This window comes from Stenotrophomonas sp. GD03654 (genome assembly GCF_029845105.1).
GTDB lineage: Bacteria > Pseudomonadota > Gammaproteobacteria > Xanthomonadales > Xanthomonadaceae > Stenotrophomonas > Stenotrophomonas africana.
This window is the reverse complement of record NZ_JAOCLC010000034.1, coordinates 13896-38718: the sequence shown is the minus strand read 5'-3', so window position 1 is coordinate 38718 and position 24823 is coordinate 13896. Positions and strand designations below refer to the sequence as shown.

Sequence of the window (24823 nt, the reverse complement as noted above, 5' to 3'; positions counted from 1 at the left end):
CCGCGTCCCGCCTCGACCTCATGATCCGACGCTCCGCCATGCTCTCCGCGCCCGTCCGCCTCACCGCCCTGCTGCTGGTGCTGGTCATCGCCGCCACTGGCTGCCACCGTGGTGCCAAGAAGGGCGATCGCCCCGATGAAGGGACGCCGGTCGAACAGTTGTACGAGAAGAGCCACAAGCTGATGCAGGGTGGCAACTGGAGCGGGGCTGAATCCAGCTTCCGCCGCCTGGTGGCCCAGTATCCGTACGGCCCGTACACCGAACAGGCGATGATCGAAACCGCCTACGCACAGTACAAGGCCGGCAAGCACGATGACGCGGTGTCCAGCATCGACCGCTTCATCCGTACCTACCCGACCCACCGCAACATCGCGTACATGTACTACCTGCGCGGCCTGGCCAACTCCAACCGCAGTACGGTTTTCCTGCGCCGCGTATGGTCGCTGGATGCAAGCCGCCGCGACCTGTCCACGCCGCACCAGGCGTATTCGGACTTCAACATCGTGGTCGACCGCTACCCGAACAGCCGCTATGCCGCCGATGCGCGCCAGCGCATGCTGGAGCTGCGTGACGTGTTCGCCCAGCACGAGCTGGACAACGCCCTGTACTACATGCGCCGCGGCGCCTGGGTCTCGGCCGTAGGTCGCGCCAACTACCTGCTGGAAACCTACCCGCAGAGCGCCTTCCAGTACGACGCCGTAGCTGTGCTGGCCGATTCCTACACCCACCTGGGCAACAAGACCCTGGCCGACGACGCCCGCCGCGTCCTGCAGCTGAACCAGCCGGACCACCCGTGGCTGGAAGGCAAGTGGCCGAAGTACCCGTGGATGATCCGCAAGCTGAACCCGTTCGCCGGCGAGAAGTCCGCCAGCACCGGCCAGCGCAACGCGCGACTGGAAAAGAAGTAAGAAAAGGGCCCCGCAAGGGGCCCTTCCCTTTTGTAGAGTCGAGCCATGCTCGACTGCTCTTCGCAAGACGCACCAAGCACGACGCTCCTTCATCGGCGGCATCCCGCATCCCGCCTAGGAATTCTACGAATCCCCGGCGGATGCGACGCCGGTCGCAGCCTGCTCTGGCGAGGCCCTCCACACTGCGGCGCAACGGCCATCCCGGCCGTGAAGGAGCGCCCCATGACCCCACCGCCCCGCCGTATCCGCCCCCTGACCTGCCTCCTCGCCGCCACCCTGCTGGCGCTGTCCTCCGGCCCCTTGGCTGCCGCACCAGTTGCACCGGGCGATCTGTTGTCTGCGGCCCCCTATCGCGCGTCATGGGTACCGTCCAAGGCCGCGCAGGCCTACAAGCTGCACTACCGCACCCCGGACCATCGCGGCCAGCTGGCCGAAGGCACCGGCCTGCTGTACCTGCCCGCCGGCGCGGCTCCTGCAGGTGGCTGGCCGGTGGTGTCGTGGGCACATGGCACCCAGGGCATCGCGGACCGTTGTGCGCCTTCAGTGTCCGGCCCCTACCAACCCGAACGCGACGGACGCTTCCTCGATCAGTTCCTGGCACAGGGCTATGCGGTGGTGGCCGCAGACTACCAGGGCCTCGGCAATCCAGGTGACCATGCCTATCTGCATGTGCGCACTGCCGCGCGCAACGCCATCGACCTGATCAAAGCCAGCCGCCAGTACCTGGGCACCGCAACGCTGTCGCCGCGGTGGGTCTCGGTCGGCCATTCGCAGGGCGGCGCCGCCGCGCTCACGGCAGGCCACATCGCCCCCACCTATGGCGGGCCGGCGTTGCACTACCGCGGCAGCTTCACCACTGGTACGCCCACCGCGGTCGAGCTGACCGCGCTGGTGATGAATCCGGACAACCGCACCGCCAATCCTGGCGCGCTCAATGCGTATCACGCGTATCTGCTCGATGGCCTGCTGCAGGTCGCGCCGCAGATCGACCGCGTCCTCAGCGACACCGGCCGCGCCCGCGTGGCAGTGGCACGCGAGCAGTGCCTGGGCGAACTGGCCGCCACGCTGGACGGTGCGGATACCGGCAGCATGTTCACTGCACCGCTGAGCAGCGTGCCGGGCATCTGGGCGGTGTTGTACGACTATCTCGGCGTACCGCGCCGCGGTTTCAGCCAACCACTGATGCTGGGCCATGGCAGCGCGGACCGCGATGTGCCCTATCTGACCACGCTGCTGTACGCCGCAGGCCTGGCCCTGCGAGGCGAGCCGGTCGCGTTCCGTCGCTATCCGGTCGACCACCGCGGCACGCTGGACGCGGCCGCTGCGGATGGCCTGGCGTTCGTGCGCGCACGGCTGGGGGATGCGCACTTCAATGAAGCGGCCGAGACCGCCCATCTGGAACAGGTACTGGACGAGTCCCCGTAAATCCACGCCATGCGTGGACAGCCCGAAATGTAGAGTCGAGCCACGCTCGACTGTCTCTGAGCCGAGCATGGCTCGGCTCTACAACAGATCCACGCCCACGCGTGGAGGGCCCGGTAGCGGCGGGCCAAGGCCCACCGCCCGCTGCCTCAGCCCTTGTAGCCGTTGCTGATCGGGTAACGACGCTCGCGGCCAAACGCCCGGCGCGACACCTTCGGCCCCGGCGCGGCCTGATGCCGCTTCCACTCGCTGATGCGCACCAGGCGCAGCACGCGGTCGACTACGGCCGCGTCGTAACCGGCGGCCACGATCTCCGTGCGCGACTGCTCCTGGTCGATGTAGCGGTACAGGATGCCGTCCAGCACGTCATAGGCCGGCAGCGAATCCTGGTCCAGCTGGTTCTCGCGCAGCTCGGCCGACGGCGGACGGCTGATCACCGCCGGCGGGATCACCGGCGCGCCGCCCACGGTGTTGCGCCACTTGGACAGCCCGAACACCTCGGTCTTGTAGAGGTCCTTCAGCGGCGCGTAGCCACCACACATGTCGCCGTAGATGGTGGCGTAGCCGACCGCGTACTCGCTCTTGTTGCCGGTGGTCAGCAGCAGGCCGCCGAACTTGTTGGCCAGCGCCATCAGGATCACGCCACGACTGCGCGACTGCAGGTTTTCCTCGGTCACGTCCGGGGTCGTGCCTTCAAACATCGGCGCCAGTGATTCCATCAGGCCCTTGAACGCCGGTTCGATCGACACCGCCTCCAGCTTCACGCCCAGTGCCTGGCACTGTTCTGCAGCCAGGTCATTGGACAGGCCGGCGGTGTAGCGCGACGGCAGACGCACGGCAGTCACGTTCTCCGCGCCCATCGCGTCCACGGCCATGGCCAGCACGATCGCCGAGTCGATGCCGCCGGACAGGCCCAGCCACACCTTCTTGAAGCCGTTCTTGAGGCAGTAGTCCTGGATGCCACGGGTCACCGCGCGCCAGGCCAGCGCGTCCATGCTCTCGTCGCCGTCGTCCATCCACACGTGCGGCATGAACCGGCGGGTTTCACCGTCGTACTCCACCACCAGCCATTGGTCGACGAAGGCGGCGGCGGCCGGGTGCACGGTACCGTCGCCATCGGCCACCACCGAGGCGCCGTCGAACACCAGCGCGTCCTGGCCACCGACCACGTTGAGGTAGGCAATCGCTGCCCCGCTCTCACGGGTGCGCGCCGCCAACACGGCGTCGCGCTGGGCGTGCTTGCCACGCTCGTACGGCGAAGCATTGGGCACCACCACCAGCTGCGCACCGGCGCGCATGGTGTCGGCCAGCGGTTCGGCGAACCACAGGTCCTCGCAGATCAGCAGGCCCACCGGAATGCCGTTGACCTCGAACACGCAGCTGCCGCCATCCGGATCGACATCGAAGTAGCGGCGCTCATCGAACACCGCGTAGTTGGGCAGCTCGCGCTTGCGGTAGGTCTGTTCGACCAGGCCGTCACGCAGCACGCTGGCGGCGTTGTAGACCACCGCGCCAGCCGCCTGCGGCCAGCCGACCACGGCGGTGATGCCACGGCAGGCAGCAGCGATACGGCCCATCGCCTGCTCGCATTCGTACAGGAAGCCGGGACGCAGCAGCAGGTCCTCCGGCGGATAACCGCTCACCGCCAGCTCGGGGAACATCACCAGCTCGGCGCCATACTCGTCGCGCGCCTGGCCGATCATCTCGATGATGCGCTCGGTGTTGCCGGCGACATCGCCGACCGGGAAATCGAACTGCGCCATCGCGATGCGGATCGAAGCCATGGGAATCCAGCCTGTGGTTGCAATTGCACCATTCTAGGCCTTTGGACACGGACCGGTCAGGCCCGATGCATGCGATCGGTCCGCCCCGAGTCGCGCAGACCTGGACCACGTTTCCCTGCCGGCCAGGCACTGCCATCGCCTCCTCGAATGTCCGTCCTGGGGCTATTGATTTTCGCCTTCATCAGTAGCACTCTCCCATTCACGAAAAATTCATGGTGATCACCTTCGACGGCTCAGATCACCGCGCAAGCTGGTTCAAAAAGGAATTTGGACGTTGTGTCCAGATTGGCCGGCCAATTCGGTCCGGCTATTGATCGCTGTATCCAATTGGAATGGAGAATCAGGATGAGTTCTATGGCATTGGATGTCGCAGGCTTTGAAGCTGGGATGCTGCAGAGGGCCGAAGACGCAACGTCGATTGGCACCGCATTTGAAGTGGTGAGGAATGGTGCGGTAGCACTGTTCTGCTCGGACTGTTGCGGCAGCAACGGCAATGACTGCGTGCCGGAAATCGACCCGGGCATCAACTGACGCAGATCGAGGGCGAAGGCGGTTGCCTTCGCCCTCTTCATTATCGAGAGCACATTCCATGGATGGATTCAACGCACCGGAGGAGTTCGAGCGGAGCCTCCATGCCTATGCAGGCAGTGACCACGCTGGCACCAACGCTCTTGCGCTGGTCCTGCCATCCACGCGTGCAGTCTTGACCAGAAGCAGACAGCTCGCAGATGCAGGGCGCCTACGCGTTGTGTGTAACGAGAACAGCCCTGGGTTGAGCGCAAGCGGCATGGTTCGGCTGGCGCAGTCCGGCCAGCGACCAGCACTCGTCATTTTCTCGGACCAGCTTGTCTCAGCACACGAAGCAACCCTGCTGATTCGGACCTCGCGCGAGGACATCTACGTCTCGCCGCTCGAAATGATCCTCAATCAGCGCTACGGCTATGCACTGTCGTTCTGGGGCATACAGGGCTATTCCACGATCGAGGCCCATTCGGCCGACAGCAGCGCGATCCTGCACGGGATCATCGACCATCTTCACCAGTGCAGCAGCCTGGGGGATCAATGGTTGCTGCGCGAACAACAGTCACTGCGCAGGCCGGCGATCAGGACATACAACGCGCGCAGAAAGATCAGGATGTTCCGATCCGCACTGCTGGCACAGTACCAACCCGACAGTATCGATGCCGAACTCGACGCCTTGATGGAAGCGATCGATACGCTTGAAGGCGATGTCGTTGATCGACAGGGAAGGCTTGCATGCTGATTCCGCAATTGTTGACTCAACTTGCCCGTCCCTTGCGCCGCCTTGATCGGCGGATTGCCTGGATCGAGTCGATCATCAAGACCCCTCTGACCGACGACGACGAGCACTACCTGCGTGTTGCCTGCGCCGAATCGGGAAACACGAGATTTGGCGAGTACTACTACTGGTACCTGCAGAAGCTGTTCGTTGCCAACGTTCTGCGGCGCGGGAACCGGACCGAGTTCCTGTCCCTGCTCAGTCGCGCCGACCGAACGGACTACAGCGCATTCGATGAACTGGCACGTACGCCACGCGGGCTTCTGATCGCAGTGCCGCACCATGCCCACTACATTCTGTCGATCATCATGCTGGCGGAGCGTTTACGGCACGAGCGGAAAACCTTCCTGTTCTATGGAAACCCGGAAACCCATCCAGGCAACGAAATCTTCGACAGGCTCAACGGCTGGTTCTGGAACGAGGACAACGGTGTTGGTTTCGTCCATGACACCCGCAAAGGCCTGGCAACAGCCATCCGTGAACTGAGGGCAGGCGCAGCCGTCTTCATCCTGCCGGACGTTTTCAAGGACGAGAACGCCACGTACCCCATCAGCTTCTGCAAGCGCTCGATGAGCATCATGCTGGGCACCGCCGCATTGTCCCGCAGGACCGATGCGCTGATCGTCCCGATGATCTCCACCCCCGTCGCGTCGGGCCTGGGTTTCAGGAGCGTTTTCGCACCGCCGTGCGCTGAGCCGGCACCTGCAGCACAGGGCCAGTCCGAACGCAGGCTGCTTGCAGACGACTACCGCGTCATGCGCGGGCTCTTCGCCTTCTATGAACACCACATGCAGCACCAGCTGATCTACTGGCAGAACGTACGGCAACACATCGCCCAGAACGGCCCTCATCTTGAGGTGCCGAGGTCCGATGTGGCGCGCGTGGCCGGGCTGCTGGCCCGCGACCCCGACATGCTCGCCCCTACCGCAGTAATTGACCTGAGAAGAGACGCAACGGCACCCACATGCTGAAACAGAAATCACGTCTTGTGCTCCTCATTGCATTGGCGCTTTTCGCGGCGGGCATCAACTGTGCCGCCGCAGCAGATGCCACCGAGCCCCCATTGCGCACCCTTGATACCGTCGTGGTGTCTGGGGTTGCACCGGGTCCCGGACTCTGGAGAGTCTCGCGTGGCGAGCACACACTCTGGATCCTAGGCACGCTCAAGCCGGTGCCATCCTCGATCACATGGGATTCGGCAGCGGTGCGAGAGGTGATTGCCGAGGCTCAGGCCGTGCTGTGGGAGCCATCCTTCACCGTAGACGTCGACACCGGCTGGCTCGGCAAGCTGTCGCTTGGCTACAGCTACATGAAGGCACAGAACAATCCTGGCAATGCGCAACTCAAAGACATCCTGGCACCGGATGTATACGCGCGCTGGCAGAATCTGCGCGACACGTACCTCGCTGGCCGCAGCAACCTCGAAGGCAAGCGCCCGCTTGCCGCGGCGGACGAGCTGATGTCGACAGTGATGGCCCAGCGTGGCCTGAGCAGCAAGGGGGTGGTCGCTCCCGTCATCGTCGCCGAAGTGAAGGCGCGCGGCATCGGACTGCACACACCTCGATATACGCTCAAGCTCTCGCGCCAGAACGCCGCGCAGATGCTCAAGGCAGTCAGGTCAACGTCGATCGACGACAGCGCCTGCCTGGTGGCAACCATGGATCTTGTCGAATCCGGCATGGATCGCCTGGTAACCAACGCAAATGCATGGTCTACGGGCGAGACCGCCCGGATCGACGTATCCCTGACCTCGAAACGGGATGAACTATGCACGGACTCGCTCAGCAACGCGCCCGCAGCCCGTGCTTTTGGCATGCCCGACATCCGCACGGTCGTAAGGGAGAAATGGCTTGCGGCCGCAGACAAGGCACTGCAGACCAACACGACGACGCTCGCGGTGCTTCCCATCGCCGACCTGTCCGGCAACGACGGATACATCGATGCGCTGCGCCAGCGCGGATACGAGGTCGAGTCACCTTGAACGCCCTCCCGCAGTGACCGACCGATGTCGCCTCGAGTGGATCGACTATCGGCGCTTTTCCTGGCATCGGCAGCACAACTGACCTTGCTGATCCTGCTGTGCCAGGTCGCCGGCAAGTCACCTGTAAACGTCGGGGATGATGAAACGAGGGTATCGCTCGTGTTCATCGAGCGCCCTCTCGCGCGGGCACCCGTTCCCGCTGCCATGCCCCGGGCATTGGGAGGGCCCGGCAGGACTGCTGGCCCGGCGCTGCCAGTTGCATCTGCGGCGCCCCGCAGGCCCACGCTGGACGTGGTCGATGAAGCACCTGGACCTGCGATGGCTGTTGCCCCCGCACCGCTCGACCTTGCCATTCGTCCAGATGATATCTCGTTCAAGCGCCCCTCCCTGACAAGACCGACCCAGGCCGCCTTTCCGGCGCGCGAGCCCACATTGCAGGTGAGCGTCGAAGACAACTCATGGATGGGAAGGTATGCACGCATGGGGCGGAGGATGGCGTGCGCAGAACTGCGGCAGGCGCTTGCATCAAACCCCGGCAGTGCCGAGGCCATCATCAGGACGATGGAGCAGCGCAAGTGCATGAACTAGCCATCGCCATGGTGCTTGCTCCAGCAACTGGAACTGACAGGAGCGCCGGGTGTGAATAGAGCCCTCGAGAAGGCCATGCCGGTGGCACGTACCCTCCGGCTGCTGGCGAGTCTTTCGCGCAACCGCCTGCCACTCCTGGCGGGTGCACTGACCAGCATCGTGGTTGCAACCACGTTCGCCCTTGCCGTTCCCATCGCCGCAAGGGGCAACCGCGGCCTGGACCTGAACAGCCTGGAGAAGATCGACAACATCTTCCTGACACTTGCCTTGATCTCAGTGGCGATTGGCGTGGCCACGGCAATGCGGGTCTACTTCATCAATCGCCTCGCTGACGAAGTAACCAATGACCTGCGGGGGCAGCTGTTCTCACGATTGCTCGTCCAGCCGCTGGAATTCCATCAGCAGCAGCCATCAACGGAACTGCTTTCACGATTGACCTCGGATATCGAGCACCTGCGGATAGCCATCGGGGTCAGCTTCTCTGTGGCAATACGCAGCGGAATCATGCTGGCCGGTGCGGTCACCATGTTGTTCATTACCGACCCTGGCCTGGCGCTGCTGACGATCGCCGCCATCCCGTTTGCATCGGTTCCCATCGCCGTGGGCTCCAAGCACCTGCGGACCAGCGCGCGCGACTACAATGATCTGCTTGCGCAATCGCGCGTCGTTGCGGCGGAAGCGCTGGGCCATATCAGGGCGGTCAAGGATTTCGCCCGCGAACCCTTCGAGACAGAGCGCCATGCGGCGACGCTCAATGCCAGCGTCAGCGGAGCTCGTCGGCGCACGACCTGGCAGTCTGTGCTGACGGCATTGTCATTGATCGTCATGCTGCTGGGCATCACCGCTGTGTTATGGACAGGCACCCACAAGGTCATGGACCGGACGCTCTCGGCGGGCCAGCTGGGACAGTTCGCCATGTATGCCGTGATGTGCGGCATGGCCGCCGCCGCGCTTCTGGACACATGGGGCGCGCTGCAGCGCTCCGCCGGAGCGACTGATCGCATCACCGCATTTGGTGACCTGCCACACCATGAGGCGCAGGAAACCAGGCTGGTGCAGGCTCTGCAGGGATGCATCCGATTCGAGAATGTCGATTTCTGGTATGCCGCTGCGCCCGACAGGCCCGTCCTGCGACGCTTGAACCTGGACATTGCGAAGGGGGAAAAGGTCGCCATCGTGGGCGCATCCGGCGCGGGCAAGAGTACGCTGCTGTCGCTGCTTCTGCGCCTGCATCCCGTGCGGGCGGGCGCCATCTTCATCGACGGCCACGATATCTCCACGTTCCAGCCTGCAAGCATCCGCAACGCTATCGGCACGATCTCGCAGGCGCCGGCGATTTTCGGCCGATCCGTGCTTGAGAACATCCGATACGGCAAGCTCGACGCTACCGACGAGGATGTCAGGAACGCAGCAGTGTCTTCAGGCGCAGATGCCTTCATCAGTGAATTGCCCGCTGGCTACGATGAGCCCTTGGGCGAACGCGGGGCCCGATTGTCAGGCGGCCAGCAGCAACGGGTAGCCATTGCGCGCGCACTGTTGAAGCGGGCCGATATCCTGCTGCTCGACGAGCCGACATCAGCGCTCGATTCACACGCCGAACAGGCGGTACATGACCATGTTTTCGGAACGGGCACGGGGCCGACCACGCTCATCGTCGCACACCGGTTGCAGACCATTCTTGCCGCCGATCGAATCGTACTCATCGATGAAGGTGCGGTCGCCGCCACCGGGTCGCACGAAGAACTGCTGATCCGCAGCGCTCGATACCGCGACCTGATCAGGCCGCAGATGCAGGCCATGGTCGAGTAATGGCCACCATAGCGTGCCACCCGCAGAACAGGAAAGGCCGCCCGGAGGCGGCCCTTCTGTTTCAAGCAGCCGGCCAGCGGCCGGCTCTACAGAATCGTCTGCCGGAGGCAGTCGATCTTATTTCACCAGCTTGGCGATGGCAGCGCCCAGATCGCCCGGCGAGCGGACGGTGACAACACCGGCCGCTTCCATGGCAGCGAACTTGCCTTCGGCAGTGCCCTTGCCGCCCGAGGCGATCGCACCGGCGTGGCCCATGCGCTTGCCGGCCGGAGCCGAAGCACCCGCGATGAAACCGACGACCGGCTTCTTCACGTGGTTCTTGATGTACTCGGCACCGGCTTCTTCAGCGTCGCCGCCGATTTCGCCGACCATGATGATGCCTTCGGTCTGCGGGTCTTCGTTGAACAGCTTCAGGCAGTCGACGAAGTTCAGGCCGTTGATCGGGTCACCACCGATGCCGATGCAGGTGGACTGGCCCAGACCGACTTCGGTGGTCTGCTTGACCGCTTCATAGGTCAGGGTGCCCGAACGCGACACGATGCCGATCTTGCCCGGCTGGTGGATGTGGCCCGGCATGATGCCGATCTTGCACTCACCCGGGGTGATGACGCCCGGGCAGTTCGGCCCGATCAGCACGGTGTCCGGATGCGAACGGGTCAGCACGTTCTTGACGCGCAGCATGTCCAGCACCGGGATGCCTTCGGTGATGCAGACGATGACCTTGATGCCGGCAGCAGCGGCTTCCAGGATTGCGTCAGCCGCGTACGGCGGCGGCACGTAGATGACCGAAGCGTTGGCGCCGGTGCTCTGCACGGCGTCGGCAACGGTGTTGAAGACCGGCAGGTCGATATGGGTGGTGCCACCCTTGCCCGGGGTCACGCCGCCAACAACCTGGGTGCCGTACTCGATCATCTGAGTGGCGTGGAAGGTGCCCTGCTGGCCGGTGAAGCCCTGCACGATCACCTTGGTGTTCTTGTTAATCAAAACAGACATGGGAATTCCTTGGTGTCGGATCAGGCAGCGTTCTTGACAGCTTCAACGATCTTCTTGGCGCCATCGTTGATGTTGTCAGCCGGGATGATGGCCATGCCGCTGTCACGCAGCAGCTGCTTGCCTTCTTCCACGTTGGTGCCTTCCAGGCGCACCACGACCGGAACCTTGACGCCTACTTCCTTCACGGCGGCGATGATGCCTTCGGCAATCATGTCGCAGCGGACGATGCCGCCGAAGATGTTGACGAAGATGCCTTCAACCTTGTCCGAGGACAGGATCAGCTTGAACGCTTCGATGACGCGCTGCTTGTTGGCACCGCCGCCCACGTCCAGGAAGTTCGCCGGCTCGCCGCCGTTGAGCTTGATGACGTCCATGGTGGCCATGGCCAGGCCGGCGCCGTTGACCATGCAGCCGATGTTGCCGTCCATGGTGACGTAGTTGATGTCCAGCTCCGAAGCGATCACTTCGGTCGGATCTTCCTGGGTCTTGTCGCGCATGGCGACCAGGGCCTTCTGGCGGAACGCGGCGTTGTCATCGCTGTCGAACTTGCCGTCCAGCGCGTACAGGTTGCCGTCGTCCAGGATGGCCAGCGGGTTGATTTCAACCAGGGCCAGGTCCTTTTCGTTGAACAGGCGGTACAGGTTCACCATGATGCTGGCGAACTGGCCGGCCTGCTTGGCGGTCAGGCCCAGCTTGAAGCCGAAATCACGGCCGTGGTAACCCTGCACGCCTTCGACGAAGTCGACGTTCAGCGAGTGGATCAGCTCCGGGGTTTCAGCGGCGACCTGCTCGATCTCCACGCCGCCTTCCGAAGAGGCGATGTAGGTGATGGTCTTGGTGCCACGGTCAACCAGCACCGACAGGTACAGTTCCTTGACGATCTCGCCGGCGGTGGTCACCAGCACCAGGTTGACCGGCAGTTCAACGCCAGCGGTCTGGTAGGTGGCCATCTTGGTGCCGAGCATCTTGGCCGCAGCGGCCTTCACGTCGTCGGTGGTCTTGCAGAACTTGACGCCGCCAGCCTTGCCGCGGCCGCCAGCGTGGATCTGCGCCTTGACCATCCAGGGGCCCTGGCCCAGGGAGTTGGCAGCGGCAACCGCTTCGTCCGGGGTCGCAGCGACCTTGCCGGCCGGGACCGGGATGCCGTACTCGGCAAGCAGTTGTTTTGACTGGTATTCGTGGAAATTCATGCGTCACCGTGGGAATAGGAACGACCGCACGCAATTCCTCAGGGCCCCGGCGGGGCGCCGGCATGGACCGCGGCGGGCCCACTATTGTGGCCGAGCCAGCGCCGGGGCGCAAAGAAGTCTGTACAAAACGCCACAGCCGGGCAGATTTCCGCCGTCATTCAGGCAGTTGCGCCCGGGCCGCGGTTGGCCACCGGTATCCACAGCGGGCCAAATGCGCGATCCAGAGGGCTCCGGCGGCACCTGTCCGTGGGCCCTATACTGGTCAGCCAGGGTGTGTAGAGTCGAGGTTGCTCGACCGCTTCCACCGCAGGCCACATCGAAGCGACGAACCCGCCCGGCTTCAGGGGATGCCAGGCAGGCCCGCCGCAGATTCCAGACCCAGGCAGCCAGAAGGGGAGTTCCGGCGTGTCACCCAGTGCTTCATTGATCGACCGCATCGAATCGATCCCGCGGCGTGAGCTGTACTTCTTTGCGCTGTACCGGGTGCTGATCGCCGCGGTCATCGCCGGCCTGCTCTACAGCCCCTTGTCGGGCATGGTCGGCGAGGCCCATCACCCGCGCCTGGCCGATACCGTCGCGGCCATCTATCTGGTGCTTTCGCTGTTGGCCCTGGTGATTGGCCGCAACGAACGCTGGCTGCGCCCGATCGTGGTCAGCAGCGTGCTGGTGGACATCATCGCCGCCACCCTGCTGGCACACGCCCTGCCCGGCGCCAGCGCCGGCATCTCGATGTCGCTGCTGTTCAACATCGCCGCTGCCGCCACCCTGCTGCCGTTGACCTGGGGCCTGGGCCTGGCGGTCGCTGCCAGCCTGGCCACCGGCACCGAATACCTCTGGAAGGTGCTCGAAGGCGGCGACCCCACCCGCACCCTGGCCGAGCTGGCCATGTTCGCCACCAGCTACCTGGCACTGGCCTTCATCAGCTACCAGGTGGGCAGTCGCGCCCGTCGCAACCAGCAGCTGGCCAACCAGCGCGGCGACGAAGTGGCCAACCTGTTCCAGATCAACGAACTGATCATCCGCCGCATGCGCACCGGCGTGCTGGTGGTGGACGCCGACAACCGCATCACCCTGGCCAATGAAGCGGCCTCGATGCTGCTCGGCGACAACGACGGCATTGGCGAGACAGGACGCCTGGACCTGGCCAGCGCCGCGCCGGAACTGGCGCGCCGCCTGCAGCGCTGGCGCAACGGCTGGGCGCAGGACGAACTGCCGCTGCAGCTCAACCCCGACCAACCCGAAGTACAGCCGCGCTTTGCGCGCCTGCTGGCCGGCAGCGAGCTGGCCCTGGTGTTCCTGGACGACTCCAGCGTGGTCTCGCGCCGCGCCGAATCGCTCACCCTGTCAGCGATGGGCCGCTTCTCGGCCAGCCTCGCCCATGAGATCCGCAACCCGCTGGCGGCAATCAACTACGCCGTGCAGCTGCTCGAGGAAGGCACCGGTTTCAACGAGAGTGACCGCCGCCTGCTGCAGATCATCCGCCAGCAGTGCCAACGCACCAACGGCATCGTCGAGAGCGTCCTTGGCCTCGCCCGCCGTGAACGCGCCACGCCCGAGAACGTGGACCTGGTCGCCTTCGTGCGACGCTTCGTGCTGGAGTACAAGCAGGGCCAGACGCTAGAGACCGACAGCATCGAGCCGATCATCAGTGACACGGCGGTGATGGCGCAGGTCGACACGAAGCACCTCTACCAGGTGCTGACCGTGCTGGTGCACAACGCACTGAAATACGGCCGCATCGGCCAGCAGCCGGCGCGCGTGCGCCTGCGCGTGGCGCAGCACGAGCGCAGCGCGGTGATCGACGTGATGGACCGCGGCCCCGGTATTCCCGAGACCGTGGCGGCGCAGTTGTTCCGCCCGTTCTTCACTACCTCCGAGCATGGCACCGGCCTGGGCCTGTATATCGCCCGCGAGTTGTGCCGCGCCAACCAGGCACGGCTCGACTACATCCCGGTGCCGGCTGGCGGCTCCTGCTTCCGTCTGGTGCTGCCCGGCCCGCACACGCTGTTGCCCACCTGATTCCAGATCTGTGCGTCAAACATTTGTCGCTTCCAGCCCCCTCGTTTATCTTTCACGCCCATGAACGAAACCCGCAGCGCCCTCGTCGTCGACGATGAACGCGACATCCGCGAACTGCTGGTACTGACCCTCGGCCGCATGGGGCTGCGCATCAGTACTGCCGCCAACCTGGCCGAAGCACGCGAGTTGCTCGCCAGCAATCCGTACGATCTGTGCATCACCGACATGCGGCTGCCGGACGGCAACGGCATCGAGCTGGTCAGCGAGATCGCCCAGCACTACCCACGCACGCCGGTGGCGATGATCACCGCGTTCGGCAGCATGGACCTGGCGGTGGAAGCACTGAAGGCCGGCGCCTTCGACTTCGTCAGCAAGCCGGTGGACATCTCGGTGCTGCGCGGCCTGGTCAAGCATGCGCTGGAACTCAACAACACCGAACGTCCCGTGCCCGGCCCTGCAGCCGAACAAGGCGCACGCCTGCTGGGTGCTTCGCCGGCCATGGACGTGCTGCGCACCACCATCGGCAAGGTTGCGCGCAGCCAGGCGCCGGTCTACATCCTCGGTGAATCGGGCGTGGGCAAGGAACTGGTCGCGCGCACCATCCATGCCCAGGGCGCACGTGCGGCCGGACCGTTCATACCGGTCAACTGCGGCGCCATTCCCGGCGAACTGATGGAGAGCGAGTTCTTCGGCCATCGCAAGGGCAGCTTCAGCGGCGCCCATGCCGACAAGCCCGGCCTGTTCCAAGCTGCGCACGGCGGCACCCTGTTCCTGGACGAAGTGGCCGAGCTGCCGTTGCAGATGCAGGTCAAGCTGCTGCGCGCGATCCAGGAGAAGTCGGTGCGCGCGGTCGGTGCGGCCAATGAGGAGCCGGTGGACGTACGCATCCTCTCGGCCACCCACAAGGACCTGGCCGAGCTGGTCGAGGACGGGCGCTTCCGCCACGACCTGTACTACCGCATCAACGTGATCGAACTGAGGGTGCCGCCGCTGCGCGAGCGCCGCCAGGACCTGCCGGAACTGGCCGCCGCGGTACTGGCACGCCTGGCCCGCAGCCACGGCCGTGCTACTCCGCTGCTGGCGCCTTCGGCGCTGGAGGCACTGGCGCAGTACGCCTTCCCCGGCAACGTGCGCGAACTGGAGAACATCCTGGAACGCGCGCTGGCCCTGGCCGAGGAAGACTGCATCGGCGCCGATGACCTGCGCCTGCCGCAACACGCGCCGCGTGCGCCGGGCAGTGCCGCGCCCGCCGAAGCCGTGGCCGACCTGCAGCCCGGCAGCGCCGCCCTGCCCTCGTACATCGAGCAGCTGGAGCGCAGCGCCATCCAGCGCGCGCTGGAAGAGAACCGCTGGAACAAGACCCGCACCGCTGCGCAGCTGGGGATTACCTTCCGCGCACTGCGCTACAAGCTGAAGAAGCTGGGGATGGAGTAAGCGGTCGGGACCGCGCCATCCACGCATGGCGTGGATCTACTGTAGAGCCGAGCCCACGCTCGGCTGCTCTTCGGTCCCTCAGCCGAGCATGGGCTCGGCTCTACCTCAATCCTTGGTAACGCGATTGATCTCGGCCAGGCTGGTCACACCCGCCGCCGCCTTCTTCAACGCCGACTGCCGCAGGTCATTCACCCCGATCTGCTGCGCCGCCTCGGCAATCTGCAGTGCATTGCCACCGGCCAGCACGATCGTAGCGATCTCATCGGTCATCGGCATCACCTGGTAGAGACCGGTACGGCCCTTGTAGCCCTCAGTGCACTCATCGCACCCCACCGCCTCGTACAGCTCAATGCCTGCGTCCAGCTGCGCCTGGGTGAAGCCTTCGGCCAGCAGCGCATGCTCCGGCAGATTCGCCGGGCGCTTGCAGTTGCCGCACAACCGGCGCGCCAGGCGCTGCGCGATCACCAGCGTCACCGAGCTGGTGATGTTGTACGGCGCGATGCCCATGTTCATCAGGCGCGCGATGGTCTGCGGCGCATCATTGGTATGCAGCGTGGACAGCACCATGTGGCCGGTCTGCGCCGCCTTGATCGCAATCTCGGCCGTCTCCAGGTCGCGGATTTCGCCGACCATGATGATGTCCGGATCCTGTCGCAGGAACGAGCGCAGTGCCGCGGCGAAGGTCATGCCGCGCTTGTTGTTCTGCTGTACTTGGTTGACGCCGGGCAGGCGGATTTCCACCGGGTCCTCGGCAGTGGAGATGTTGCGCGTCTCATCATTGAGGATGCCCAGCGCCGTGTACAGCGACACCGTCTTGCCCGAACCGGTGGGGCCGGTCACCAGCACCATGCCGTACGGCTTGTGGATGGCCTCCAGGAACAGCTTCTGCTGGTCCGGCTCGTAGCCCAGCTTGTCGATACCCAGCTTGGCCGCGCTGCCATCGAGGATACGCAGCACCACCTTCTCGCCGAACAGGGTCGGCAGCGTGCTGACGCGGAAGTCGATCTGCTTGGTCTTGGACAGGTTGAGCTTGATGCGACCGTCCTGCGGCACGCGCTTCTCGGCGATGTCCAGCTGCGCCATCACCTTCAGGCGCGCGGCAATGCGCTGGTTCAACTTCACCGGCGCGCGCGCCACCATCTTCAGCAAGCCGTCGATGCGCAGGCGCACGCGGTAATCGTCTTCGTAGGGTTCGAAGTGGATGTCCGATGCGCCCTTGCGGATCGCGTCGACCAGCACCTTGTTGACGAACTTCACCACCGGGGTGTCGTCACCCTTGGCGTCGATGCCGGAGTCGCCGCTGCTACCAAGATCCTCATCACCGGCCGCAACTTCCAGGTTTCCAATACCCTCCTCATCGCCGCCCAGGGAGTTGCCGATGGCATCATGACTGGCGTGCCACTGCTCCAGGGTACGGCGGATCTGGTCTTCATCGACCAGGATCGGTTCCACCACCAGATTGGTGTGGAATTTGATCTCATCCAACGCATGGGTTGGATTGCTGGTACCCACGAACAGCTTGCCGCCGCGTTTGAACAGCGGCAGCACGTTGTGCTTGCGCAGCAGCTCCTCGCTGACCAGGCTCATCGCGTTCTGGCTGGCATCGAAAGTGGACACGTCGAACAGGGGCATGCCGAACTCGACCGCATTGGCGGCGGCAAGCTGCGAAGCGCTGACCAGCTTGTTCTGCGCGAACCACGTAGGCAGCGGCTGGCGAGCGGCGGTGGCCTTGGCCATGGCGTCGCGGGCGGTGGCCTCGTCCAGGGCACCGTCCTGAACCAGGCGGCGGGCTAGACCGGTGATGCCGACGAGGTTGGCGGTAACAATTGTGTTCATCTGTGTACTCCTACTCCCCCGCGCAGCCTACCCCACACGCCACTCCCGCGGAATGCCCAACGGTATCAACCGTGAGGACAGCCCTTGGGAGCTACTTCAGCCGGGGCATCGGTCTTGCAGTCCCATATGCCGGAATTCGCGGCATAGGTAATGGTGACAGTAGCGGACTTCACTTTGTCGTTCACACCTGCGGCCTTCATCGTCGCCGTGATGACACAAGGAACCGCCGCTGTCGCCGCGATACCGCTGACATACTTGCCGGTCACGACTGCGCTGTCCGGCAGGGCGCAGGAAGTAGCGCCGTTGCTATTGGAGAATTGCTCGGCCACCGGCGTCTTCAGACCACCTAAAAGCACAATGGCCTCGGAAAGCTGACTGCGCGCGGTGTAGTTGTTGTACTGCGGGATAGCGATAGCTGCAAGGATGGCGATGATGGCTACAACGACCATCAATTCGATCAGAGTGAAACCGGATTGCTTGTTCATGGAGGCGCTCCCCAACGCGCAGATGGATATTCCCTGCAAAGCAGGGTTGATGCCAAAAAAAAGCCCCGGCTCGGCCGGGGCTCTATCGAGCCAAAGAAGCCTTGACTCTTATTAGCCGCCGCCAGCAGCAGCAGCAGTGCATGCCTTCGGCGTCAATGCAGCATTGACGCTGCTATTGCAGGTCCATTCGCCAGTCGAAGGCTTATAGGTCAGAGTAATTTCGGCATCCTTGACTTTGTCGTTGACGCCAGAGCTCTTCATCTTGGCAACAATTTTGCAGCTATCGGCAGCGCCCGTCGGCGTAATGCTGGTCACATACTTACCCGAGGTAACGGTGCCCGTCGGAACTGCACAGGACGTCGTGGCACTATCCTGAGCATAAGCTTCAGCGACAGGGGTCTTCAGGCCACCAGCCAAGGTGAAAGCCTCGGTCAGCTGGGCGCGCGCGGTGTAATCGTTGTACTGCGGGATGGCAATGGCGGCCAGGATCGCGATGATCGCAACGACGATCATCAATTCGATCAGGGTGAAGCCCTTCTGGTTCTTCATGGTGGTACGTCCCCAAGATAAGTGGTGGTTGATGTCGGGGTGGCGGCCAGCCGGCCAAGTGGCCGGTTGAGCAGGCTACCCGTCCCCGTGGGTGGATCAACGCAGGTTACGTGCCAATCTCCCATGGCAGCGCCTCCCCGATTTCCCCGCCCCCATGATGGCAGCAATTTCGCCGATGGGAACCCCCTCTGGCCGAATCTGCGATGGACGCGGCAATGTGACGCGGTGCGTCACCTTTCGTCTTCGCAGGTCAAAAAACCAGCGCAGCGTCACGTTGGCACACTCCCCGGACGGCCCCGAACCCGCTACCATCGCCGGTCATGATGCCCGCCTGGGGATGGCGGGCCTTGGGGAGCCAACATGTCTGTCAGTCGCAGTGCGATCAAGAAGGAGCCCGTGGCGCGCGCCACCACGGAGCTGCAACCGTTTGTCTGGGAGGGGACCGACAAGCGGGGCGTGAAGATGAAAGGGGAGCAGGTCGCCAAGAACGCGAACCTGCTGCGTGCGGAACTACGGCGCCAGGGCATCAACCCCGGCACGGTAAAGCCCAAGCCTAAACCACTGTTCGGAGCAGCCGGCAGCAAGGTTACGCCGAAGGACATTGCCTTCTTCAGCCGTCAGATGGCGACGATGATGAAATCCGGTGTGCCGATCGTTTCGGCGCTGGACATCATTGCCAGTGGGCACAAGAACCCACGCATGAAGAAGATGGTGGAAGGGATCCGCGCCGATATCGAGGGCGGTTCCTCGCTGTATGAGGCGGTCAGCAAGCATCCCGTGCAGTTCGACGAGCTCTATCGGAATCTGGTCCGGGCCGGTGAGGGCGCGGGCGTACTGGAAACGGTGCTGGACACCGTCGCCACCTACAAAGAGAACATCGAAGCGCTGAAGGGCAAGATCAAGAAGGCGCTGTTCTACCCGGCCATGGTTGTGGTGGTTGCGCTACTGGTCAGCGCCATCATGCTGATCTTCGTCGTACCGCAGTTTGAAGAAGTCTTCCGCGGCTTCGGCGCGGACCTGCCTGCGTTTACCCAGATGATCGTGGACCTGTCACGCTTCATGGTTTCCTGGTGGTGGCTGATGGCGATCGTAGCGATTGGCGCCGTTGTAGGTTTCACCATGGCCTACAAACGATCACCCAACATGCAACACACCATGGATCGCTTGATCCTCAAAGTGCCCGTGATCGGCCAGATCATGCACAACAGTGCCATCGCCCGTTTTGCCCGGACCACGGCGGTGACCTTCAAAGCCGGCGTGCCGCTGGTGGAGGCGCTAGGCATCGTGGCCGGCGCCACCGGCAACAAGGTCTACGAAGAGGCTGTGCTGCGCATGCGCGACGACGTCTCAGTCGGCTACCCGGTCAACATGGCCATGAAGCAGTTGAACCTGTTCCCGCACATGGTCATCCAGATGACCGGCATCGGCGAAGAGGCCGGCGCACTGGATTCGATGCTGTTCAAGGTTGCCGAGTACTATGAGCAGGAGGTCAACAATGCCGTTGACGCCTTGAGCAGCCTGCTCGAACCGATGATCATGATCTTCATCGGCATCGTCGTTGGCGGTATGGTCATCGGCATGTACCTGCCCATCTTCAAACTCGGCGCCGTCGTCGGCTAAAGGTAACAATGGCATTTCTCGACCAGCATCCCGGCCTCGGCTACCCCGCCGCGGCCGCCCTGGGACTGCTGCTGGGCAGTTTCCTGAACGTGGTCATCCTGCGCCTGCCCAAGCGGCTGGAGTGGCAGTGGAAGCGCGATGCGCGCGAAGTCCTGGAGGAACCGGACTTCTATGAACCACCCCCACCGGGGATCGTGGTCGAGCCGTCGCACTGCCCGCACTGCAAGCACAAGCTGAGCTGGTACGAGAACATCCCGCTGTTCAGCTGGATCATCCAGGGCGGCAAGTGCCGCCACTGCAAGGCGCCGATCTCGCTGCAGTACCCGCTGGTGGAGGCGCTGACCTCGGTGTTGGTGCTGGCCTGCGTCTGGCAGTTCGGTTTCGGCTGGCAGGGCTTCGGCGCGATCGTGCTGACCTGTTTCCTGATCGCCCTGTCCGGCATCGACCTGCGCACGCAGCTGCTGCCCGATCAGCTGACCCTGCCACTGATGTGGCTGGGCCTGATAGGCAGCATCGACAATCTGTACATGCCGGCCAAGCCTGCCCTGGTGGGCGCGGCGGTGGGTTACCTGTCGCTGTGGACGGTCTGGTGGCTGTTCAAGCAGCTGACCGGCAAGGAAGGCATGGGCCATGGCGATTTCAAGCTGCTGGCGGCGCTGGGCGCCTGGTGCGGCCTGAAGGGCATCCTGCCGATCATCCTGCTGTCGTCGGTGCTGGGCGCCATCATCGGCTCGATCTGGCTGTACAGCCGGGGCCGTGACCGCGCCACGCCCATCCCGTTCGGCCCCTACCTGGCCGTTGCCGGCTGGCTGTACTTCATGTGGGGTGCGCCGCTGGTGGAGCAGTACATGGTGATGAGCGGGCTGCGCTGAGGGGAGTCCCCATGAGCCGCTATGTGGTTGGCCTGACCGGTGGCATCGCCTCGGGCAAGAGTGAAGTAACCCGGCGCTTCGAGGCGCTGGGCATCGTGGTGGCCGACGCCGATCTGGCCGCCCGCGCCGTGGTGGCCGCCGGCAGCCCGGCGCTGGCCCGCATTGCCGAGCGTTTCGGCGCCGACATGCTGCTGGCCGATGGCGACCTGGACCGGGCCCGCCTGCGCGCCCATGTGTTTGCCGACCCGGCCGAGCGGACGGCGCTGGAAGCCATTACCCACCCGGCCATCCGCCTGCTGATGCAGCAGCAGTGCGAGCAGGCTGAGAGCCCCTATGCGATTGCGGCCATTCCGCTGCTGACCGAGGTGGGGGGACGGAAGGCCTACCCTTGGCTGGACCGGGTGCTGCTGGTGGATGCGCCGGAGGCCGTGCAGCACGCCCGGCTGATGCAGCGCGATGGCATTGATGCCGCACTGGCCGACCGGATGATTGCTGCGCAGGCCAGCCGCGCACAGCGGTTGGCGCTGGCCGACGACGTGGTGGTCAATGATGGGCAGCCGGAGGACCTGCAGGTGCAGGTGGAACAGTTGCATGCGCGGTATCTGGGGTTGGCCAGGGGTTGAGGCCTGGTTGCCGGCCAGCGGCCGGCACTACCGAAGCGAATCCTCGCGTGGATCTGGGGATCTGCTGTAGAGCCGAGCCCATGCTCGGCTGCGACCATCAAGCCCAAGTGCGGCGCGGGCTTGCCAATGCGTGCGCCGGAACACGCGCGGGGCGCGGCAGCGATCACGGTGGTGTCGTGTTGGGCCAGTGATGCGATGCTCGCTTGCGGGGGATTCAGTGGCACAAGCGACACAGGGCGCGATGCAAGGTCGGCAGGGTTCGTGCCGACCAAGGTCGGCACCCACCAAAGCAGGTGCCCTTTACAAGGGCTTCGGCGAGAACGTCAGGGTGGCGATCACGCCACGCTCGCCACCGGGGCGCACGCTCACCTGCCAGCCGTACAGATCGCACAGGCGGCTGACGATCGACAGGCCGATACCGCCGCCCTGCGAGTGCCCGGCATGGGTACCGCGGTACCCGCGCTGGAACAGCTTGGCTGCATCTTCCTCGCTCAGGCCCGGGCCACTGTCGGTTACCGACACCGAATTGGTGCCGACGAACACGCGAACCTCGCCATCCTGCGAGTACTTCACGGCGTTGCCGATCAGGTTGCCCAGTGCCACCGACAGCGCCGCCTCGGGCGCATCGATCACCAGGTTGCGCTCGCCCTCCAGCGCCAGCTCAAGCGGCTTGCCGCCCAGCTGCGCGCGGTGCGCGTCCAGCAGCTGTTCCGCCACGCGGGCGACGTTGCTGGTGCCCTGCCCGCGCTCGTTGCGCGACAGCAGCAGCAGCGCACCGATCAGATCGCTGCACTGCTGCTCGGCACGCTGGATGCGCTGCAGGCGCTGCAGCACCTTTTCGTCCAGACCGGGCCGGGTCAGCAGCAGCTCGGTGGCACCCCGGATCACCGCCAGCGGCGTGCGCAGCTCGTGGCTGACGTCTGCATTGAACTCGCGGTCGCGCTGTACCACCTCGGTCAGCCGCGACGAATAGTCGTCCAGTGCCTGGGCCAGCTGCCCCACTTCGTCGTCGGGGAAACGTGGCGCCAGAGGTTCGGGATCACTGGTGCCGCCGCGGTAGGCGCGCAGCCGCGCGGCCAGATCCGACACAGGCTTCATCACCTTCGATGCCGACCACCAGCCCAGCACCAGCGACAGCACGCTGAACACCAGCACCGACAGCACCAGCGCGCGGTTGAGCTGCTTGCCGCCGCGCACGCTGTCGGTCATGTCATAGGCGAGGAAGAACCAGGCGTCGTCAGCCTTGCGCACCGCCAGCTTGTAAGCGTACGGCTGCCCCTGCTCGTCGGTGCCGCTCAGGTTGTAGTTGCCATTCTGCAGGTCGGCCCACTGCGGCCAGGATTCGCGGGCCTTGTCGAACTTGTCCGCCGAGTAGGCGTACGCCCGGATCTGCTGCACGGGCACCGCCGGATTGCGCCCCGGATGCTCGTAGAAGCGGCGCGCGTACTCTTCGATGTTGTGGTTGATCACGTCTTCCACCAACTGGTTCTCCACCCGCATGCGGGCCCAGTTGGTGGCGAACGCGAACAGTGTTGTCAGGCAGAAGCCCAACAACACGAACGACACGATGATGCGGCTGCGCAGGCGCCGCCGATAGGGCGTGCGCCGGCGCTCCCCCTTGGTTGCCACCGAATCAGGCTTCCGGGGTGGCGATGCGGTATCCGATGCCATGGCGGGTCTGGATCAGCGGCACTTCAAACGGCTTGTCGACCACCGCACGCAGACCATGGATGTGCACGCGCAGCGAGTCCGAGTCGGGCAGTTCTTCGCCCCACACGCGGGTTTCCAGTTCCTGGCGGGTCACCACGGCGGGGGCCGCTTCCATCAGTGCCTGCAGGATCTTCAGCGCGGTCGGGTTGAGCTGCAGCAGCTTGCCCTGGCGGCGCACTTCCAGCGTATCCAGGTTGTATTCCAGATCGCCGGTTTCCAGCACGCGGGTCTGCACGCCCTTGCCGCGACGCGACAGGGCGTTCAGACGCACTTCCACTTCCTGCAGCGCGAACGGCTTGATCAGGTAGTCGTCCGCGCCGGAATCGAAGCCGGCCAGCTTGTTGTCCAGCGAATCGCGGGCGGTCAGCATCAGTACCGGGGTCTGCTTGCGCGCTTCATTGCGCAGCTTGCGGCAGACTTCGATGCCGTCCATGCCGGGCAGGTTGAGATCCAGCACGATCGCGTCGAACTCGTGCACCACGGCCAGATGCAGACCGGTAACCCCGTCAGCCGCGAAGTCTACGGTGTGCCCCCGGTCTTCCAGGTAGTCGCCCAGGTTGGCCGCAATGTCGCTGTTGTCTTCGATTACCAGGATTCTCACTGTCACCTCTAATTGACGAATTTGCCAACGCGCTGGGCCTGGCCCATATCACGCTGTGCCTTGTCCTTCCGCCGGGCGCGCTCGGCAACGGTCATGCACTGCGTCGTAGCCCGGTTTGAACCCGTGGCCTTTTCACGTTGGCATATTAGACGACTATCTTCACGTGCCTGTGTCAAAACCGTGTTCACGATCTGCTGGTCGTTGAAGACATCGGTTCGTACCTGTTCAGGCATCGAATCACGGTTCGGATGCTGCTCGACGGCCGTACGCATGCGCACCAGCGCTTCGCGCACGCGGCTTCGGTCGGTCTGCTTCAGTTCGCTGTAGGTCTCGCCATCGTTGAGTTCGATTTCGATGCGCTCGATCTGCTGCTGCAGCGGCTTGCCCGGGATAAAGACCTCACCGGCCTGGTTCGATGCGGAGGCGGCGGTGGCCAGGGTCAGGCCCGAAATCAGGACCGCCGACATCAGAAGGGACTTCATGACAAACGAATCCTTGTTTGAGTTGAGTGCTGACTGTATTCGCACCACCTTCACGCCAGCAAGTGCCATGCGCAGGGGCGTCGGCCGGCCTAGCGGTTGGTAGCGGGGTTGAAGTTGTTGAAGGTGCGCTGGTCGTTCAGCAGTGCCTTGCCCTTTTCCTCGATCCGACGGCGCTCGGCCACGGTCAGGCAGCGGCTTTTGGGCATGTTGCTGCCGGTGGTGCGGGTGTGCTGGCAGATCTGGCGGCTGTCTTCATGCGCCCGGACAAGAACGGTGTTGATCCGCTCCTGGTCGTTGAAGACCTCCGCCTGGACCTGCGGCGGAAGCTCCTGAAGCGTGCGGTGGTCCCCCATGCGCTGGGTGATGCGCGCCAGGGCCTGCTGCACCTGGGCACGGTCGTCAGCGGAAATCTCGCTGTATTCGCCGTCGTCGAGGGCCTTCTCAACCCGCCGGACCTGCTCGGCCACCGGTGCCTGCCCGTCCATCTGTATGGCGGTCTTCTCCGGCCTGGCAGAGGCAGCACCAGACAACCCCAGCAACAACGCGATCATCGTGATGCGGTACATCGCCAGCCTCCGGATCCATCCAGGAACGATGGGCGCCACTCTACGGTCGTC

23 protein-coding genes are annotated in these 24823 nt (G+C 64.3%); 13 read left to right on the top strand and 10 right to left on the bottom strand.

The window, feature by feature from the left end; translation table 11 throughout:
- The first annotated feature begins 20 nt into the window (after positions 1–20).
- A complete protein-coding gene (locus N5J73_RS13635; RefSeq protein ID WP_049447469.1) occupies positions 21–908 on the top strand; it encodes an outer membrane protein assembly factor BamD in 888 nt (295 codons plus the stop codon).
- Between the two features lie 222 nt (positions 909–1130).
- Complete coding sequence (locus N5J73_RS13630) at positions 1131–2333, top strand: lipase family protein (RefSeq protein WP_049447470.1); 1203 nt, start codon at positions 1131–1133, stop codon at positions 2331–2333.
- A 146-nt stretch (positions 2334–2479) separates the two neighbouring features.
- Here N5J73_RS13630 and N5J73_RS13625 read toward each other — a convergent pair whose 3' ends face one another.
- On the bottom strand, positions 2480–4114 hold the full coding sequence (locus N5J73_RS13625; RefSeq protein WP_049447471.1) for an NAD+ synthase: 1635 nt from the start codon (positions 4112–4114) through the stop codon (positions 2480–2482).
- A 354-nt stretch (positions 4115–4468) separates the two neighbouring features.
- On the opposite strand from N5J73_RS13625, the gene N5J73_RS13620 reads away from it, so the two are divergent.
- The 6 genes from N5J73_RS13620 (at position 4469) to N5J73_RS13595 (ending at position 9792) form a co-directional block, all read left to right on the top strand.
- On the top strand, positions 4469–4645 hold the full coding sequence (locus N5J73_RS13620) for a hypothetical protein (protein WP_154349552.1): 177 nt from the start codon (positions 4469–4471) through the stop codon (positions 4643–4645).
- Between the two features lie 58 nt (positions 4646–4703).
- Positions 4704–5378 carry a hypothetical protein gene (locus tag N5J73_RS13615; protein ID WP_141097651.1) on the top strand — a complete coding sequence of 225 codons (675 nt, stop codon included), beginning with the start codon at positions 4704–4706 and terminating at the stop codon, positions 5376–5378.
- A complete protein-coding gene (locus N5J73_RS13610; RefSeq protein ID WP_049447473.1) occupies positions 5372–6385 on the top strand; it encodes a hypothetical protein in 1014 nt (337 codons plus the stop codon). The genes N5J73_RS13615 and N5J73_RS13610 overlap by 7 nt, the downstream gene beginning before the upstream one ends.
- Entirely contained in the window at positions 6379–7395 is a 1017-nt protein-coding gene (locus tag N5J73_RS13605; RefSeq protein ID WP_065428135.1) for a TraB/GumN family protein, read from the top strand. Before N5J73_RS13610 ends, N5J73_RS13605 begins: the two co-directional genes overlap by 7 nt.
- A 318-nt stretch (positions 7396–7713) precedes the next feature.
- A complete protein-coding gene (locus N5J73_RS13600) occupies positions 7714–7983 on the top strand; it encodes a hypothetical protein (protein ID WP_049447475.1) in 270 nt (89 codons plus the stop codon).
- A 51-nt stretch (positions 7984–8034) separates the two neighbouring features.
- Entirely contained in the window at positions 8035–9792 is a 1758-nt protein-coding gene (locus N5J73_RS13595; RefSeq protein WP_152906699.1) for an ABC transporter transmembrane domain-containing protein, read from the top strand.
- Between the two features lie 117 nt (positions 9793–9909).
- On the opposite strand, the gene sucD is transcribed toward N5J73_RS13595, so the two are convergent.
- Together sucD and sucC are read right to left on the bottom strand one after the other, a co-directional pair.
- A complete protein-coding gene (gene sucD / locus N5J73_RS13590; RefSeq protein WP_005410793.1) occupies positions 9910–10785 on the bottom strand; it encodes a succinate--CoA ligase subunit alpha in 876 nt (291 codons plus the stop codon).
- A gap of 20 nt (positions 10786–10805) precedes the next feature.
- A complete protein-coding gene (gene sucC / locus N5J73_RS13585) occupies positions 10806–11975 on the bottom strand; it encodes an ADP-forming succinate--CoA ligase subunit beta (RefSeq protein ID WP_004154430.1) in 1170 nt (389 codons plus the stop codon).
- Between the two features lie 405 nt (positions 11976–12380).
- Between sucC and N5J73_RS13580 the strand changes: the two genes are divergently transcribed.
- Both N5J73_RS13580 and N5J73_RS13575 read left to right on the top strand, forming a co-directional pair.
- On the top strand, positions 12381–13994 hold the full coding sequence (locus N5J73_RS13580) for an ATP-binding protein (RefSeq protein ID WP_049447477.1): 1614 nt from the start codon (positions 12381–12383) through the stop codon (positions 13992–13994).
- A 60-nt stretch (positions 13995–14054) separates the two neighbouring features.
- Positions 14055–15428: a sigma-54 dependent transcriptional regulator gene (locus N5J73_RS13575; protein ID WP_049447478.1), complete on the top strand. Its 1374-nt coding sequence runs from the start codon at positions 14055–14057 to the stop codon at positions 15426–15428.
- 105 nt (positions 15429–15533) lie between these two features.
- Here the strand turns inward: N5J73_RS13575 and pilB are convergent, their stop codons facing one another.
- The 3 genes from pilB to N5J73_RS13560 all read right to left on the bottom strand — a co-directional run bounded on the left by pilB (position 15534) and on the right by N5J73_RS13560 (position 18298).
- Positions 15534–17264: a type IV-A pilus assembly ATPase PilB gene (gene pilB, locus N5J73_RS13570; protein WP_049447479.1), complete on the bottom strand. Its 1731-nt coding sequence runs from the start codon at positions 17262–17264 to the stop codon at positions 15534–15536.
- 65 nt (positions 17265–17329) lie between these two features.
- Entirely contained in the window at positions 17330–17749 is a 420-nt protein-coding gene (locus tag N5J73_RS13565; protein WP_049447496.1) for a pilin, read from the bottom strand.
- A gap of 111 nt (positions 17750–17860) precedes the next feature.
- Complete coding sequence (locus N5J73_RS13560) at positions 17861–18298, bottom strand: pilin (protein WP_049447480.1); 438 nt, start codon at positions 18296–18298, stop codon at positions 17861–17863.
- 360 nt (positions 18299–18658) lie between these two features.
- On the opposite strand from N5J73_RS13560, the gene N5J73_RS13555 reads away from it, so the two are divergent.
- Genes N5J73_RS13555 through coaE form a run of 3 tightly spaced genes read left to right on the top strand, consistent with a single transcriptional unit; the run spans position 18659 to position 21413 of the window.
- Entirely contained in the window at positions 18659–19918 is a 1260-nt protein-coding gene (locus N5J73_RS13555) for a type II secretion system F family protein (RefSeq protein ID WP_049447481.1), read from the top strand.
- Positions 19919–19926: 8 nt separating this feature from the next.
- A complete protein-coding gene (locus tag N5J73_RS13550) occupies positions 19927–20790 on the top strand; it encodes an A24 family peptidase (protein WP_049447482.1) in 864 nt (287 codons plus the stop codon).
- Between the two features lie 11 nt (positions 20791–20801).
- Positions 20802–21413, top strand: a complete 612-nt coding sequence (gene coaE, locus N5J73_RS13545; RefSeq protein ID WP_049447483.1) for a dephospho-CoA kinase — start codon at positions 20802–20804, stop codon at positions 21411–21413.
- Positions 21414–21713: 300 nt separating this feature from the next.
- Here coaE and N5J73_RS13540 read toward each other — a convergent pair whose 3' ends face one another.
- The 4 genes from N5J73_RS13540 to N5J73_RS13525 form a co-directional block, all read right to left on the bottom strand.
- Positions 21714–23042 (bottom strand): HAMP domain-containing sensor histidine kinase, encoded by a 1329-nt coding sequence (locus N5J73_RS13540; RefSeq protein ID WP_080354893.1) that lies wholly within the window; start codon positions 23040–23042, stop codon positions 21714–21716.
- A gap of 4 nt (positions 23043–23046) precedes the next feature.
- A complete protein-coding gene (locus N5J73_RS13535) occupies positions 23047–23724 on the bottom strand; it encodes a response regulator transcription factor (RefSeq protein WP_005410804.1) in 678 nt (225 codons plus the stop codon).
- A gap of 8 nt (positions 23725–23732) precedes the next feature.
- Positions 23733–24206, bottom strand: coding sequence for a hypothetical protein (locus N5J73_RS13530; RefSeq protein WP_049447485.1), 474 nt, complete (start codon positions 24204–24206; stop codon positions 23733–23735).
- 89 nt (positions 24207–24295) lie between these two features.
- Positions 24296–24772, bottom strand: coding sequence for a hypothetical protein (locus N5J73_RS13525; protein WP_049447486.1), 477 nt, complete (start codon positions 24770–24772; stop codon positions 24296–24298).
- Positions 24773–24823: the final 51 nt, after the last annotated feature.